The organism is Stutzerimonas kunmingensis, from assembly GCF_900114065.1.
GTDB lineage: Bacteria > Pseudomonadota > Gammaproteobacteria > Pseudomonadales > Pseudomonadaceae > Stutzerimonas > Stutzerimonas kunmingensis.
The window spans coordinates 113336-128159 of the sequence record NZ_FORS01000001.1 but is presented as its reverse complement, the minus strand read 5'-3'; the positions used below and the strand labels follow the sequence as shown (position 1 = coordinate 128159).

17 protein-coding genes are annotated in these 14824 nt (G+C 62.9%); 8 read left to right on the top strand and 9 right to left on the bottom strand.

Going from position 1 to position 14824, the window contains the following annotated elements:
• Positions 1 to 162: 162 nt before the first annotated feature.
• Positions 163 to 1371, top strand: coding sequence for an ammonium transporter (locus BM275_RS00625; RefSeq protein ID WP_090518971.1), 1209 nt, complete (start codon positions 163 to 165; stop codon positions 1369 to 1371).
• A 34-nt stretch (positions 1372 to 1405) separates the two neighbouring features.
• On the opposite strand, the gene BM275_RS00620 is transcribed toward BM275_RS00625, so the two are convergent.
• Positions 1406 to 2338 carry a 2-hydroxyacid dehydrogenase gene (locus BM275_RS00620; RefSeq protein ID WP_090518970.1) on the bottom strand — a complete coding sequence of 311 codons (933 nt, stop codon included), beginning with the start codon at positions 2336 to 2338 and terminating at the stop codon, positions 1406 to 1408.
• A 117-nt stretch (positions 2339 to 2455) separates the two neighbouring features.
• Here BM275_RS00620 and BM275_RS00615 point away from each other — a divergent pair, with 117 nt between their 5' ends.
• Positions 2456 to 2692 (top strand): DUF2789 domain-containing protein, encoded by a 237-nt coding sequence (locus tag BM275_RS00615; protein ID WP_014819944.1) that lies wholly within the window; start codon positions 2456 to 2458, stop codon positions 2690 to 2692.
• Between the two features lie 56 nt (positions 2693 to 2748).
• On the opposite strand, the gene BM275_RS00610 is transcribed toward BM275_RS00615, so the two are convergent.
• On the bottom strand, positions 2749 to 3144 hold the full coding sequence (locus BM275_RS00610) for a DUF3597 domain-containing protein (protein WP_046621808.1): 396 nt from the start codon (positions 3142 to 3144) through the stop codon (positions 2749 to 2751).
• A gap of 398 nt (positions 3145 to 3542) precedes the next feature.
• On the opposite strand from BM275_RS00610, the gene BM275_RS00605 reads away from it, so the two are divergent.
• From BM275_RS00605 to BM275_RS00595, 3 genes are all read left to right on the top strand, one after another.
• A complete protein-coding gene (locus BM275_RS00605) occupies positions 3543 to 4361 on the top strand; it encodes an inositol monophosphatase family protein (RefSeq protein WP_090518969.1) in 819 nt (272 codons plus the stop codon).
• A 189-nt stretch (positions 4362 to 4550) separates the two neighbouring features.
• Entirely contained in the window at positions 4551 to 4811 is a 261-nt protein-coding gene (locus tag BM275_RS00600) for a hypothetical protein (protein ID WP_014819947.1), read from the top strand.
• 311 nt (positions 4812 to 5122) lie between these two features.
• Positions 5123 to 5536 (top strand): HPF/RaiA family ribosome-associated protein, encoded by a 414-nt coding sequence (locus BM275_RS00595; RefSeq protein ID WP_014819948.1) that lies wholly within the window; start codon positions 5123 to 5125, stop codon positions 5534 to 5536.
• Between the two features lie 40 nt (positions 5537 to 5576).
• Here the strand turns inward: BM275_RS00595 and BM275_RS00590 are convergent, their stop codons facing one another.
• Both BM275_RS00590 and BM275_RS00585 read right to left on the bottom strand, forming a co-directional pair.
• Positions 5577 to 6038: a DUF3597 domain-containing protein gene (locus tag BM275_RS00590; RefSeq protein WP_090518968.1), complete on the bottom strand. Its 462-nt coding sequence runs from the start codon at positions 6036 to 6038 to the stop codon at positions 5577 to 5579.
• Between the two features lie 97 nt (positions 6039 to 6135).
• Positions 6136 to 6504: a SpoIIAA family protein gene (locus BM275_RS00585; RefSeq protein WP_003299292.1), complete on the bottom strand. Its 369-nt coding sequence runs from the start codon at positions 6502 to 6504 to the stop codon at positions 6136 to 6138.
• A 296-nt stretch (positions 6505 to 6800) separates the two neighbouring features.
• On the opposite strand from BM275_RS00585, the gene BM275_RS00580 reads away from it, so the two are divergent.
• Positions 6801 to 8396 carry a methyl-accepting chemotaxis protein gene (locus tag BM275_RS00580; RefSeq protein ID WP_046621797.1) on the top strand — a complete coding sequence of 532 codons (1596 nt, stop codon included), beginning with the start codon at positions 6801 to 6803 and terminating at the stop codon, positions 8394 to 8396.
• Positions 8397 to 8491: 95 nt separating this feature from the next.
• Here the strand turns inward: BM275_RS00580 and BM275_RS00575 are convergent, their stop codons facing one another.
• Positions 8492 to 8773 (bottom strand): peptidylprolyl isomerase, encoded by a 282-nt coding sequence (locus tag BM275_RS00575; protein WP_014819951.1) that lies wholly within the window; start codon positions 8771 to 8773, stop codon positions 8492 to 8494.
• A 154-nt stretch (positions 8774 to 8927) separates the two neighbouring features.
• Between BM275_RS00575 and BM275_RS00570 the strand changes: the two genes are divergently transcribed.
• Together BM275_RS00570 and BM275_RS00565 are read left to right on the top strand one after the other, a co-directional pair.
• Positions 8928 to 9155, top strand: coding sequence for a hypothetical protein (locus tag BM275_RS00570; protein ID WP_090518967.1), 228 nt, complete (start codon positions 8928 to 8930; stop codon positions 9153 to 9155).
• The gene (locus BM275_RS00565; protein ID WP_090518966.1) at positions 9152 to 9439 is read left to right on the top strand and encodes a cell division protein ZapA; all 288 of its coding nucleotides are present in this window, start codon (positions 9152 to 9154) and stop codon (positions 9437 to 9439) included. The genes BM275_RS00570 and BM275_RS00565 overlap by 4 nt, the downstream gene beginning before the upstream one ends.
• Positions 9440 to 9448: 9 nt before the next feature.
• On the opposite strand, the gene glpD is transcribed toward BM275_RS00565, so the two are convergent.
• The 4 genes from glpD to BM275_RS00545 all read right to left on the bottom strand — a co-directional run bounded on the left by glpD (position 9449) and on the right by BM275_RS00545 (position 14666).
• Positions 9449 to 10984, bottom strand: coding sequence for a glycerol-3-phosphate dehydrogenase (gene glpD / locus BM275_RS00560; protein ID WP_208607434.1), 1536 nt, complete (start codon positions 10982 to 10984; stop codon positions 9449 to 9451).
• A 387-nt stretch (positions 10985 to 11371) separates the two neighbouring features.
• The gene (locus tag BM275_RS00555; RefSeq protein WP_041013582.1) at positions 11372 to 12130 is read right to left on the bottom strand and encodes a DeoR family transcriptional regulator; all 759 of its coding nucleotides are present in this window, start codon (positions 12128 to 12130) and stop codon (positions 11372 to 11374) included.
• A 133-nt stretch (positions 12131 to 12263) separates the two neighbouring features.
• On the bottom strand, positions 12264 to 13772 hold the full coding sequence (gene glpK, locus BM275_RS00550; RefSeq protein WP_042928053.1) for a glycerol kinase GlpK: 1509 nt from the start codon (positions 13770 to 13772) through the stop codon (positions 12264 to 12266).
• A gap of 12 nt (positions 13773 to 13784) precedes the next feature.
• Positions 13785 to 14666, bottom strand: coding sequence for an MIP/aquaporin family protein (locus tag BM275_RS00545; protein ID WP_090518964.1), 882 nt, complete (start codon positions 14664 to 14666; stop codon positions 13785 to 13787).
• Between the last annotated feature and the right edge of the window lie 158 nt (positions 14667 to 14824).

Genomic DNA, 14824 nt, shown 5'->3' with positions numbered 1-14824 from the left:
CTGTTGATATCAAAGGTTTCATGGCGCTTCAGCGTCTCGCTGCAAGCAAGCTCCGGCTGCAAGTGACGGTGGCCCGACATGGCGCGGTGATGCATCTCGGTGCATGCGTCTGGCAGAGATAACCGTTTTGGTGCGATTTATCCGCTGAGGCTGTAGTAACCCATGGAAAACCTCAACAGCGCCGTGGAAACCCTGGTCCACGGTTCGAATACCCTGCTCATCCTGATGGGCGCGGTGATGGTGCTGGCCATGCACGCCGGCTTCGCCTTTCTCGAAGTAGGTACGGTACGTCTGAAGAATCAGGTCAACGCGTTATCGAAGATCATCACCGACTTCGCAGTGTCGACCCTGGCGTATTTCTTCATCGGCTACTGGGTCGCCTATGGCGTGACCTTCATGCAGCCGGCCGATCAGCTGGTGGTGGACCACGGCTACGCGCTGGTGAAGTTCTTCTTCCTGCTGACCTTCGCCGCGGCCATTCCGGCGATCATCTCCGGCGGTATCGCCGAGCGCGCGCGGTTCGGCCCGCAGCTGTGCGCCACGCTGCTGATCGTCGCGTTCGTCTATCCGTTCTTCGAGGGCCTTATCTGGAACGGCAATTTCGGCTTCCAGGGCTGGCTCGAGCACCAGTTCGGTGCGTCCTTTCATGATTTCGCCGGCTCCGTGGTGGTGCACGCCATGGGCGGCTGGCTGGCATTTGGCGCGGTGGTTTTGCTGGGGCGACGCAACGGTCGCTACCGGGACGGCAGGCTGGTGGCATTCGCGCCGTCGAACATTCCTTTCCTCGCTTTGGGATCGTGGATTCTCATCGTCGGCTGGTTCGGCTTCAACGTCATGAGCGCGCAGACCATCGAGGGTATCAGCGGGCTGGTTGCGGTGAATTCGTTGATGGCGATGGTTGGGGGCACTGCAGCGGCATGGCTCGCCGGGCGCAACGACCCGGGCTTCCTGCACAACGGCCCGCTAGCCGGGTTGGTGGCGGTCTGTGCCGGCTCCGATCTGATGCATCCGGTCGGCGCACTGGCTACTGGTGCGATCGCCGGAGCACTGTTCGTCTGGACGTTCACCGCTACGCAGAATCGCTGGAAGATCGATGACGTGCTGGGTGTCTGGCCACTGCACGGCCTGTGCGGGATCTGGGGCGGGGTGGCCTGCGGCATCTTCGGCCAGTCCGCGCTGGGCGGTCTGGGCGGCGTGAGCCTGATCAGTCAGGTGATCGGCAGCGGCATGGGCATGCTGGTGGCGCTGCTCGGCGGCTTCGGCGTCTACGGCCTGCTCAAGCTGACCACAGGTATTCGCCTGAGCCAGGAGGAAGAGTTCAACGGCGCGGATCTTTCCATCCACCGGATCGGCGCGCTCAGCCAGGATTGAGCCGCTTGCTTATGTCCGGTTGTCGCAGTCGCACTCAGTAGCCGCGGCTGCGCTCCACCAGATCATGCAGCGGTTCGCCGTCACGCAGCGCTTGCAGGTTAACGGCGACGATCCCGGCCGCGCTGCGCATGTCCGTTGCGGCTGCGATGTGGGGCAGCACGGTCACCTGTGGATGCTTCCAGAACGGATGCTCTGCCGGCAGCGGCTCGCTGCGAAACACGTCGAGCACCGCATGGCCGACCTGGCCACATTCGAGCGCCTGCAGCAGATCAGCCTCGACCAGGTGCCCGCCCCGTGCGAGGTTGACCAGCCCGGCGCCGGGGCGCAGAGCTTCGAAGAAACGCCGGTCCAGCAGATCGCCAGTCTGTGGCGTCAGTGGCAGCAGGTTGATGACAATGTCGCTGCATGCCAGCAGCGGCCAGAGGGCATCCATGCCGTGCTCCAGCGCGACGCCCTCGGCGGCGCCGCTGCGAAGCTTCCAGCCGGTCACGCGGTAGCCCTGGGTGACCAAGCGCTGGGCACATGTCCGGCCCATCTGGCCCATGCCCAGCAGCGTCACCTGGATTTCGTCAGCCCGCCGCTGCGGCAGTTGACGCCAATCGCAGGCGTGCTGCTGCCGGGCGTAATCGTAGAAACCCCGATGCAGCGAGAGTGTTGCCCACAACGCAGTTTCGGCCATGGCCGCGCTCATGGCCGGGTCGACCATGCGTGCCACCGGCACGTCCGGCAGGCTCGGGTCGCTGAGCAGGCGGTCCACGCCGGCCCAGAGCGACTGGATCAGCCGCAGGTTTGGCAAGCCTTGCAGCAATCCCGCGGGTGGGTTCGCGACCACCGCCGCGGTGATCAGTCCCGCGTTCTCCGCCGTCGCGGACAGGTGCCAGCGGGCTTGCGGCAAGGCGCGCTGCAGCTCTGCGAGCCAGGCGTCGCGCTCGTTATCGTCGAAGCTGCCGCAGAGCAGGATGTCCATGCAGTCATTCCTCATCGGTCCAGGCGGAACTGTAGTCAGCCGCAGAGTCTCTGAATAGGCAAGTAGCGGAACGCGCGACGCGCCTTTCAGCCTGTTGACGAGCCTAAGGAGAACATCATGGAACTACCCAACAAAGACCTCGGTACTCTGTTCGAGCAGCTGGGTCTGGCGTCAGACCCGGCGAGTATCGATGCATTCATCGGCAAGCATGGGCACCTGCCGGAAGACGTTCGGCTGGCCGATGCGCCGGTCTGGAACGAGTCGCAGCGCGCGCTGCTGCGCGATGAGTGGGTCGAGGATGCGGAGTGGGCGCCGATTGTCGACGAGCTGAACGTGCGCATGCACGAGCATTGATCACCAGCGCGAGCTGCCGCAATCGCTGCAGCTCGCCTGTCGCCCCTCGAGGCAGATCAGTCCAGCAGATCGGCTGGTACGTTGCCGCCATTCTCGGCCAGTTTGTTCAGCACCGCCTTGTGCAACCACATGTTCATCTGCGCCGAATCCCCCATCTTGTCAGCCGGGCAACCCAGCTCGGTAGCCAGTTCCTTGCGCGCGGTGAGGCTGCTGTCCAGACCGAGCAACTTCAGCAGGTCGACGATGGACGTGCGCCAGTTGAGTTTCTCCGGGTGATTCTGCGCCATGCCGTCGAGCTTGGCCGCGACGTCCACTTGGTCCACTGCAGGGCCCGTGGGTGCGCCGGCACCGCCTGTGGAGGCCTCAGGTGGTGTGGAGGGCGCTGTGCTGTCGGGTGCGGCATGTGCCTGGCCGAGGCCGATCTTTTCCAGTATCGAGTTAAACAAGCCCATGGGAATCTCCTGTCTGCGTGAATGATGAGCCGTGGCTCGCAGGTTAGGACCGCTCGTGTATCGATTCGTCGCATCCGTATTGAACGGGGTGTTCCGGCGAGTGGCGTGGGGAAATTGGGCTTTGGGGCGCCCTGGGTGGACCGAAGTCATTCATCGTCTTGCCCAGTCGATTCCCTGCATCGCTCGTGCTGTAACAGGCGCATGTCGAGTGGCCTGTTTGGCAGGTTCAGTTGGTCGATTTCGGCGCCCATGGCCCCGATACCGCGTTGCTGCTCCTTGCCATAGCCCCGCTATGACTCGTCGCAGCGCCTTGTCTCGGAGCCCTGATCATCCGAACTTGCCTCAACCAACTCACCAAACAGTCCACTAGAATGCCGCTTTTGTTTCAGGAACCGATCATGAGCGAGTCGACCCAGCAAGACCTCGATATCGATGCCCGCTACGCCTGCGCCAGGAGCCTCGCACTGGAAGCCGCGCAGCTGGGCATGGATTTCTATCGGCAACGCGAGACGCTGGATGTCGAGCACAAGGGCAACGACCGGCAGGATGTGGTCAGCATCGCCGACAAAAGCATCGAAGACTTTATTCGCGCACGCCTGGCCGAGCGCTTCCCGCAGGACGGCTTTCTCGGCGAGGAAAGCGGCTCGGCCGACCTCAAGGCCCGCTGCGTGTGGGTGATCGATCCCATCGACGGCACTGCCTGTTTCGTCAACGGTCTGCACAACTGGTGCGTTTCCATCGGGCTGCTGATCGACGGGGAACCCCACATCGGCGCGATCGCCGACCCCAACCATGACGAACTCTTCCATGGCTGTCTCGGCCGCGGTGCCTATGTCAACGAGACACCCATCACGGCCAGCGCCGCCAGCCATGTGCGTGATGGCCTGACCGGTGCGGGCACCTTTCACCCGCGCGGCAAGGAGCATTTCATTCCGTTTCTGGAAAAGCTGCTGGCCGAAGGCGGCATGTTCATCCGCAATGGCTCCGGCGCGCTGATGACGGCTTACGTCGCCGCAGGGCGACTGATCGGTTACTACGAGACCGAACTCAAGAGCTGGGATTGCCTGGCCGGGTTGGTGCTAGTGGCCGAGACGGGCGGGCTGCGCAACGATTTCTTCCGCAACGATGGGCTGCTCAGGGGTAACCCCTATCTGGTGGCGGCGCCCGGCGTGTATCGACAGCTGGCCGAGCTAATCGGCCCTTCGCTGGATGGCTGAGGCGTTGCGCGTTCGTCAGTCGAGCGTGCACTGCCAGGCCCGAGTCGGGCAGTCTGTGCTATACCGTTCTGACGCGCTGGGGCCGGCGAAACGGCCCTGTTCATCAGGGGAGGAACAATCGGCGGCCCATCAGCCTGAGCCAACCTGCGTGATCTGATGGCTGCCCGCATACGAAGCGAGGTAACGATCATGACCATGATGCAATGCACCCACCGCGACCACCTCATCACCGCCGAGGTGATGGAATATCCCGGTACCCCGACACCCTGGGCTGGCGGTTGCCGGATTACCGATCCCGCCGGGCACGTGACTCGCCGTATGCCGCTACCGCTCGAGCATGCGTTCATGGACGAGCTGGAAAAGGCCCAGCGACTGTCCATCGCCCATGGCAAGTGGCTGGTCGATCAGCATCTCGATCACGGCCGCGAGCTGTTCCAGAAGGCCGCCTAGCACTGCCCGAAGCGTCTTTTCATGCGTCGGATGTCCATCGTCCGACGCATGCCTTGAGCGTGCCGAGTGAGCGTGCGGTTCTTCGTTCCTGCACACACAATTCGCTTCGCAATTGCCAGCGCACAAATCTGTACCGTTTACGGCAGGAACGCCGGCGAACCGGCTAAGTTTCGGATAGCAAAGCGAAAAGTGCTGACGGGCAGGACTGCGTCGGCGGCATTTTGCCCGTTGCTTAATAAGTGAAACGGTGGCATAGCTATCACCAAGCCACCGGAAACGGTGGTGCTCATAAGCGGAAGTAAGGACGACTTATGCAAATCCAGGTTCACAGCGATAACCACATCGAAGGCAGTGCCCGTCTGGCTGATTGGGTCAGTGCCAGTGTCGCAAGCAGGTTGGACCGGTTCGACGACGAGCTGACGCGCGTCGTCGTGCACCTCAACGACGAAAACGGTGACAAGGCCGGCGCCCATGACAAGCGCTGCCAGATCGAAGCGCGGCCGAAGGGGCTGCAGCCGATCTCCGTCACCCACAAGGCCGAATCGCTGGAGTTGGCGATCGACGGCGCGGTGGACAAGCTGAACAATGCGCTCGCTCACCAGTTCGGCAAGTTGCGTAGCAAGCGCTCCGGAGCCCAGCCGCAGATGATCGATGGCGCGGTGGCTGAGCGTGACGCACTCTTGGAGGAAGATTTCCTCGCGGACGAGCAGGTCCGCAATTCATAAGCCGTAAGCAAGGGCCTTCCTCGGAAGGCCCTTCACACATCTAGTGCAGCAATTCCGACGGAATCCTGCCGCCATTTTCGGCAAGCTTCTTCATCACCGCCCGGTGCAGCCACATGTTCATCTGCGCCGAGTCCGCCATCTCTGCCGGCGGGCAGCCTAGTTCCGTAGCAAGCTCCCGGCGTGCTTCCAGGCTGCTGTCCAGCCCGAGCAACTTCAGCAGATCGACGATCGAGGTGCGCCAGTTCAGCGCTTCCGGGTGCGCCGCCGCCTTGGCTTCCAGTTGTGCCACCACATCCACGCCACTCGCCGTGGCTGATGACTGATTCAAGTCCTGGTGCGGCGCGATAGTCGCGTTGTCGGTGGCGGTGGGCCTTTCTCCCAGCGTGATGCCCTCGGCGCTCGAGCGGGTGGCGTCGGCTGGTGGTGCATCAGCCTTGTGTTGCGCCTCGTTGGAAGCATCACCCAGGCCGAGCTTGGCCTTGATCGTATCGAAAAGTCCCATGTCCGTTCTCCTGACTGTTGATGTCCATATTCGACAGCAACCCAGGACAGACCATTCGCTCCCGCAGGTCGGGTAATTGTCGGCCTGGCGTGGCCCCTCAGCCGTGCTCCAGCCAGGCGCTGGCTTCGGCTTCCTGGTGCAGGTCGAAGGCCTTGATGGTCAGCCCGGGGATCAGCGCCCCTTCCACCTCGCTGGCCTTGCGCAGCCATTCCTTGCCGGCGACCACCGCGCAGCGGTCGAAACGGCGTATGAAGCGGAACAGGTGCGGAAGCCGTGACAGCTCCACGCCGACAGCGCCGAGCGTAGGCAGGTCGAAGTCGCCGATGCGATAGAGCATGCGGCCATGGCTGATGCCTTCGGATTTAAACAGCAGGTCATCCAGCGCAGCGCGCATGGCCTGACTGTCCAATTTGCCGGAGAAGTCGATATCGATGCGGTTTTCGCCTCGGCGCGATACGTGAAACATGCGCAGACCCTCGATTGATCTGTGTTTTATGCGAGTTACCCCGCACACCTGACCATAGACGTTGCGTCGCGACCGGGCCAAAAAAACAGGTGCGCAAGTGCCGTTTTCGTTGATCTGCGTCAATACGTGGGGCTGCGTTGCGTGAGTGCCAAAAAAGGCGCGCAAAGCCAGCAATGGCACGGCTTGCAGATAGTTGATAAACGGTATCAAGTTGCCCCTGGCGCCGCCGAGAACAGTGTTAGCTGCGACGCCATTCGACGCTGGCATCGCTTTCTCTCCCTGTAGTGGATACCCCCATGACCAGCACCTTGGCGAACGTCATTCAGTCCCTTTTGCGCGGACTGGGTCTGCGCACCATCAATCATCAGTTCTTCTTCTCCTACAGCCTGATCTTCCTGTGTGCGGCCCTGACCGCCGCTGTGCTGTTCATGTCCGCCAAGGACGCCAGCCAGATCGACATGGCCGGAGCCCAGCGCATGCTCAGCCAGAAGATGATGAAGGAAGCGCTGCTGGCGGCGCAGGGCGTCGGCGACAAGACCGCCGTCGACAAGACCATCCAACGCTTCGAGCAGTCGCATCGGCTGCTGCTCAACGGCGACCGCGCCCAGGGCATCGCACCGGTGGAGCTGACCAGTGCACAACCGCACCTGCAGCGCGTCGATCAGATCTGGCAGCGTTATCGGCCCGCCGTACAGGCACTGGCCGCAGGTCAGAGCGCTGACGTGAACGCCATTGCCACCGACTCAAACGACATCCTTGCCGCTTCCAACGAAGTGGTGCTGCTGATTTCCGCTGAAGCCAACCGCAGCGCGTCGCAGCAGCTCTGGGTCGCCCTGGGTTCGACCCTGTGCATCCTGCTGATGGTCGTGCTGGGACGGGTCGCCGGCATGAACTGGCTGATGCTGCAGATCGACGAGCTGCGGGGGCGTCTGGAGAGGGTCAGCCAGGGCGACTTTTCCGCGCCGCTGCAGGTGCGGCACGCCGATGACGAGATGGGCATGATCACCCTGGCGTACAACCGCCTGCTGGGGCAGGTTGGAGAGATGATCCGCGGTGTGCGTCTGGCTGCTGACGAAGCCGATGGCCAATGCGTGCGCATGGCGAATCTGGCCGGGGACAGCGCGCGCAACGTCGAGGGGCAGCAAGCCGAGATTGATCAGGTCGCCACCGCCATGAACGAAATGCTCGCCACCTCCCAGGAAGTCGCGCGCAGCACGGTCGAGGCCGCCAATGCCGCAGATGTCGCTGAGCAGGAGACCAACTCTGGCAGCGCGGTGATGAATGAGTCGGTCGGCGCCATCCGCACCTTGAGCGGTCATGTCGACAGCCTGTCCGATGTGATGCAGCAGCTGGTGCAGGACAGTCACGAGATCGGCAAGGTGCTGAACGTGATCAGCGGGATCGCCGAGCAGACCAACCTGCTGGCGCTGAATGCGGCCATCGAGGCGGCGCGTGCTGGCGAGCAGGGCCGCGGTTTTGCGGTGGTTGCCGACGAAGTCCGCAGCCTGGCCAGCCGCACGCAGAGCTCGGCCAAGGAGGTAAGCGTGCTGGTCGAGCGCTTGCAGAGCCAGGCCACCCGCGCGGGTACGGCCATGGATGCGTCGCGTCAGAGCAGCTCGGTGACGCTCACCCAGATCGAGGCGGCGCAGCATGCGCTGGGGCAGATCGTCGGCGCGGTGCAGACCATCCGCGGCATGACCAATCAGATCGCCACGGCGGCCGAGGAGCAGTCGCAGGTGGCCGAGGACATGAACCAGTCGCTGACGCGCATCGCTCAGGTCGCCGATCAGGCTGCTGGTGTTACCCACGACACGGCTGCGTCGGGCAATACCATCATGCAGAGCATGAAAGGCCTAAAGGCACTGACCGGGCGTTTCCGTCTCGAGGTGTGATCAGGTCGGCGTGAATCGGGGGAGGGGAATGCTGGCGGAGGGCGCCTGTCCGGCGCAAGGGCATCCCCGCCCATGAGGGGCGGGGACTGGGGTAATCAGTCCTGACGGCTGGTCACTTCCAGCAGGTGATAGCCGAACTGGGTCTTCACCGGGCCTTGCACCTGATTGAGCGGGGCGCTGAATACGACGGTGTCGAATTCCTTGACCATCTGACCCGGGCCGAATGAACCCAGATCGCCGCCCTGACGGCTAGATGGGCAGCTGGAGTTTTCCTTGGCGACCTCGGCGAAGTCGGCACCGCCTTCGATAGCGGCTTTCAGTTCGTTGCACTTGGCTTCGGTGGAAACCAGGATGTGGCGGGCGGTAGCGCGTGCCATGGGGACTCTCCTCTTCAAATAGGCTGCCGAGGCTACCGCAAACCGGTGGCATTGGCGACCGGACCGCGTGGCATTGAAGGCTTAATGAAGGCCCCCGGCGGCCTTCCTTTCGGGTACTCTCGCGCGCTTTTTCATCGGACCCGGAAAACGCTCCATGCTTGATAGCACCCTTGCGCAACTTGAAAACGTCATCAACGATCTGCTGCAACGCAACCAGAACCTGAGCGAGCACTGTGTCTTGCTCGAGCAGCAGCTGCAGCAGGCGCGTGAGGAGAACGACAACCTGCAACTGGCTGCGCTGGAGCAGGAAGACAAGCAGGGCGCTACCCTGGCGCGGCTGCAGGCGCTGGTGGAGCGTGCAGCTGGCAGTAGCGCCGCATGACGGCGGATGGCGTTCAGGTGCTCAGGGTATTCGGCCGCGAATACTCGTTCCGCGCGCCGCCCAGCCAGGAGGCTCTGCTGCAGGAGGCGGCGGCCTTGCTGCAGCAGCATCTGGCCGACAGCCAGCGACAGTTTCCCAACGCCACGGGCGACAAGCTGCTGGTGCTCACCGCACTGAATCTCTGCGTGCCGCTGCTGCAACAGAACGAGCAAATGCAGGATGTCGAGCAACGCATCGCCGCCAGCGTCGCCCGTATCAATCAGCAGCTCGCGGCGCAGGGCTGAGCGGCTGCCTCAGGCTGCGTCGCTGCTGCGCGTGGTTTCGCTGACCGGGCGCTCTGTCAGGTAACGCTGCAGGCGAGCCTTTTCCGGCTCGCTGAAGGCCAGCCCGAGTTTGGTGCGGCGCCAGAGGATGTCATCCACCTGGGTTGCCCACTCTTCGCGCCGCAGGTAGTCGACTTCCTGCGCATGCAGCTGCTGGCCGAGGTCTTCGCCCAGTGCATCGAGCGAGCGCGCTTCGCCCAGCATGCGCCATACCCGATTGCCGTAGAGGGTTGCCCAGCGCTTGGCCAGCGGCAGTTTCAGCCCCTGTACCTTGGCCACCAGCTCTTCGGTGAGTGCATCGGCTGTGCTCATGCCTTCACCGCCAGGCAGTGCCGCCTGCGCCGTCCAGCTTTCACCCATAGCCGGGAAGAACGGCTTGAGCTGCGCCATCGCCGACTCGGCGAGCTTGCGGTAGGTGGTCAGCTTACCGCCGAACACCGAAAGCAGCGGTGCCTGCTTTTCTTCCGCCGCCAACGACAGGGTGTAGTCGCGGGTAACCGCGGACGGGTTATCCGATTCGTCGTCGCATAGCGGCCGGACGCCGGCGAAGGTATGCACGATGTCCCTGGGCTCGAGTTGCTTGCGAAAGTGCGTGTTGGCCACGCCCAATACGTAGGCGATCTCTTCCTCGCTGATGCTCACCTTGGCCGGGTCGCCACGGTACTCGCGATCGGTGGTGCCGATCATGGTGTAACGATCCAGGTAGGGGATGGCGAAGACGATGCGCCGATCCTCGTTCTGCATGATGTAGGCCTGCTCACCTTCATACAGCTTGGGCACGATGATGTGACTGCCCTGAATCAGGCGGATGCCGTACGGCGAGCGCTGCTGCAGGTTTTCGCCGATGAACTGTGCGACCCAGGGACCGGCCGCATTGACCAGTGCCTTGGCCTTTAGTGAGAAGCGGCTGCCGTCCTCGCGCTGCAGCTCGACATGCCAGATGCCGCCAGCACGCTTGGCGCTCAGGCATTGGGTGCGGGTATGGATATGCGCGCCTTTCTCCCGCGCCGCCATGGCGTTGAGCACCACCAGTCGCGCGTCGTCAACCCAGCAGTCGGAGTATTCGAAGCCGCGGGTGATGGCTGGCTTCAGGGGGCTCTCACTGCCGAAACGCAGGCCCCGCGAAGCCGGCAGCTTCTTGCGCATGCCCAGGTTGTCGTAGAGGAACAGGCCAGCGCGGATCATCCACGCCGGGCGCAGGTGAGGACGGTGGGGCAGCACGAAGCGCATCGGCTTGACGATATGCGGCGCCTTTGCGAGCAGCACCTCTCGCTCGGCCAGCGCCTCGCGAACGAGGCGGAATTCGTAGTGTTCCAGATAGCGCAGCCCGCCATGAATGAGCTTGCTGCTGGCCGATGACGTATGACTGGCCAGGTCGTCGCGTTCGCAAAGGAACACCGACAGCCCGCGGCCGGCGGCATCGGCAGCAATGCCGACACCATTGATACCGCCGCCGATTACGGCGACGTCATAAAGCTCGGAGACGGGCTGAGCGGAATGGGGCACGGGCTTCTCCTCGAAAACGAAAGACATGTTCGGTTTTGAACATGCTATTCGGAAAAGAATCCTTATGAAAGAAAAAATGTTCGAAATTGATTAAAAGGAAAATATTCGAAAACTAAAGATGGGGATATCCGCTGTTGAGCACAGCCGAGCGCCTGCTTATATCGGCCTCCGCATGCATCTTGTAGTGGTTGCCCATACTGGGGCGACGTCCTTGAGCACTTGGCTGCGCCGCGGCGCGGAGTGCGCTCCTCCCTGGACCATGGGAGCGCTCAGTCAGTAGATGCTGCGTGTTAGCTGTTTGTTGGCTGGCTGCGATTCGCGGCCGAGACCGCTGCTACAGGTTCAGCGTCGCCGCGTGGGAAGCTGGCAACGAGGGAGGCGGTCCGCCTACTCCGCGATTTCCAGCTGCACCTTGTGGCGGGCCAGCAGCTCGGCGAACACCTCTGACGGTGCCGAGTCGGTGAACAGGCAGTCGATCTGTTCCAGCGAGCCCAGGCGCGTCATGGCGCTGCGGCCGAATTTGCTGGAGTCCGCGGCGAGGAAGACCTTGCGCGCGTTATGGATGATCGCCTGGGAGACGCGCACTTCCTGATAATCGAAGTCGAGCAGGGTGCCGTCCTCGTCGATACCGCTGATGCCGATCAGGGCGAAATCGACCTTGAACTGGCTGATGAAATCGGCGGTGGCCTGGCCCACCACGCCGCCATCGCTGCGCACGTTGCCGCCGGCGATCAGCACATCGAAGTCTTCCTTGGTGCTGAGAATGCTCGCCACGTGCAGATCATTGGTGATGATCTTCAGGTCACGGTGGTTGAGCAGGGCGCGGGCGATCGCCTCGGTGGTGGTGCCGATATTGATGAACAGCGAAGCCTGGTCGGGGATGCGCGCGGCCATGGCGGCGGCGATACGCAGTTTCTCGTCGCGCATCTGGTGCGCGCGCTGGCTGTAGGCGGTGTTCTGCACGCTGGAATCGTAGGCCGCGCCGCCGTGGTAGCGCCGGAGCAGGCCGGCGTCGCCGAGCTGGTTGATGTCGCGGCGGATGGTTTGCGGCGTGACGGCGAAGTGCCGTGCCAGCTCGTCGATGCTCACGTAGCCGCGCTCGCGCACGAGTTCCAGAATGTTCTGCTGTCGGGGCGCCAGGCTCATGAGGCTTCCTTGTTCGCTGTTGTGCGGGAAGCATGCCGTAGTCTGGCGTTCGATTAAAGCGCCGGCTGTTCGAATTCGCACATGCCAGGCCTGTCTCCGAACGCCTCCAGAGGCAGGCCTGTTGTCCGTCGGATCAGTCCTCGGCCCAGTTGCGCGTACGGTCGACCGCCTTCTGCCAGCCGCGATAGAGCGCTTCGCGCTGTTCACTTCCGCACGCCGGTTCGAACACCCGCTCGATGCTGCTCTTGCTGCGCAACTCGTCGAGATCGCTCCAGAAACCGGTAGCCAGTCCGGCCAGGTACGCAGCGCCGAGGGCCGTGGTTTCCTTCATCTGCGGGCGTTCAACCTGAGTACCGAGCATATCGGCCTGGAACTGCATGAGGAAGTTGTTGGCTACCGCGCCGCCGTCCACGCGCAGGGCGCGCAGGCGCTCGCCGGCATCCTGCTGCATGGCATCGAGTACGTCGCGAGTCTGGTAGGCGATGGATTCCAATGCTGCTCGGATCAGGTGATCAACCTTGACCCCGCGGGTCAGGCCAAACAGTGCGCCACGGGCACGCGGGTCCCAGTAGGGCGCGCCGAGACCGGTGAAGGCTGGCACCAGGTAGATGCCGTTGCTGTCCGGCACCTTGGTGGCGAAGTATTCCGAATCCAGCGACTCGTTGAGCACCTTCAGCTCGTCACGCAGCCACTGCACGGTGGAGCCACCATTGAAGATGGCGCCTTCCAGTGCGTAGTTCACTTCGCCACGCGGTCCGCAGGCGATGGTCGTCAGCAGGCCATGTTCGGATTGCACCGCCTTGGTGCCGGTGTTCATCAGCAGGAAACAGCCGGTACCGTAGGTGTTCTTCGCCTGGCCTGGCTCGACGCACATCTGGCCGAACAGAGCGGCTTGCTGGTCCCCGGCGATACCGGCGATGGGGATGCCGGTGCTCTGGCCCGAGCCAAGGTAGGCGTGACCATAAACCTCGGAGGACGAGCGTACATCCGGCAGCATCTCGCGTGGGATATCCAGGGTTTCCAGCATCACCGGGTCCCAGTCCAGCTTGTGGATGTCGAACAGCATGGTGCGTGAGGCGTTGGTGTAGTCGGTGACGTGGGCCTTGCCCTGGGTCATCTTCCAGATCAGCCAGCAATCGACGGTGCCGAACAGCAGTTCGCCGCGGCGGGCGCGCTCACGGCTGCCCTCGACGTGGTCGAGAATCCACTTGATCTTGGTACCGGAGAAGTAGGGGTCGATCACCAGGCCGGTAGTCTTGCGGATGTGATCTTCCATGCCGTCGCGCTTGAGCTGGTCGCAGATCGGCGTGCTCTGGCGGCTCTGCCAGACGATGGCGTTGTAGATCGGCCGGCCGGTGATCTTGTCCCAGACGATGGCGGTCTCGCGCTGGTTGGTGATACCGATGGCCGCCACCTGCTCGTTGGTGATGCCGGCCTGGGCCAGGGCTTCGACGAACACACCGCTCTGGGTCGCCCAGATTTCCATGGGGTCGTGCTCGACCCAGCTCGGTTGCGGGTAGATCTGCGCGAATTCGCGCTGAGCGATGGTCACCACGTTGGCGTTGCGGTCCAGCACGATGGCGCGGGAGCTGGTGGTGCCCTGGTCGAGGGCGACGATGAATTGCTTGTTCTGATTGCTCATGGCGTCGTTTCCTTAGCGAACTTTGCTGATATCGGGCTGGGCGGAGCCCATTTCGGCAGAGGCCTTTTCCTTGGGTTTTGGTGCATCGCAGGCGGCCGATCCAACGCCTGGCAGGTGCCGGCAGATGAGTGCCTTGTAACCTGCAGCGCCGAGGCAGGCGCCGAGAATCGGGGCGAAGATCGGGACCAGGAAATACGGAATGTCTCGCCCGCCAGTGAAGGCCACGTCACCCCAGCCGGCAAAGAAGGTCATCAGTTTAGGCCCGAAATCCCGTGCGGGATTCATCGCGAAGCCGGTCAGCGGTCCCATCGCGCCGCCGATCACTGCGATCAGCAGGCCGATCAGCAAAGGTGCGAGCGGGCCGCTGGGCAGGCCGTTGCCGTCATCGGTGATGGCCATGATCATCGCGAGCAGAATGGCGGTGATGACGACCTCCACCAGAAACGCCTGGCCGAACGACAACGAGGCGTGGGGGTAGGTCGAGAAGATCGATGCGAGTTCGAGGCTCTCGACACTGCCGCGAACCATTTGCTGGGCCTGTTCGAAATCGAAAAACAGACTGCTGTACAGCCCGTAGACCAGCGCCGCAGAACAGAAGGCGCCGGCCACCTGCGCCAGGATGTAGGCCGGAACGCGGTGCCGCTCGAATGTGCCGAACAGCCACAATGCGATGGTCACGGCCGGGTTCAGGTGGGCACCGGAGACGCCGGCGGCAAGGTACACCGCCATCGAAACGCCGATGCCCCAGATGATGCTGATTTCCCACAACCCCAGGTCGGCACCGCCGAGCTTGAGCGCTGCGACGCAGCCAGTACCGAGGAAGATAAGAAGGGCAGTGCCGAGAAATTCGGCGATGCATTGTCCCTTGAGCGTCGGGACGATGGGCGTACTCATGCGCGGAGCCTCGTTCGTTTGTTTTTGTTTTATTCCGAGCACTGCGTTGGTTCGGAATTGTTCGGAAACGAAAACTTAGAGGCAAAGAATGCAGCTGTCAAAGTAAAAATTCGAACATTTTACGGGCGCGCTGCGGGAACAAATGGTGGTGCTTGCTG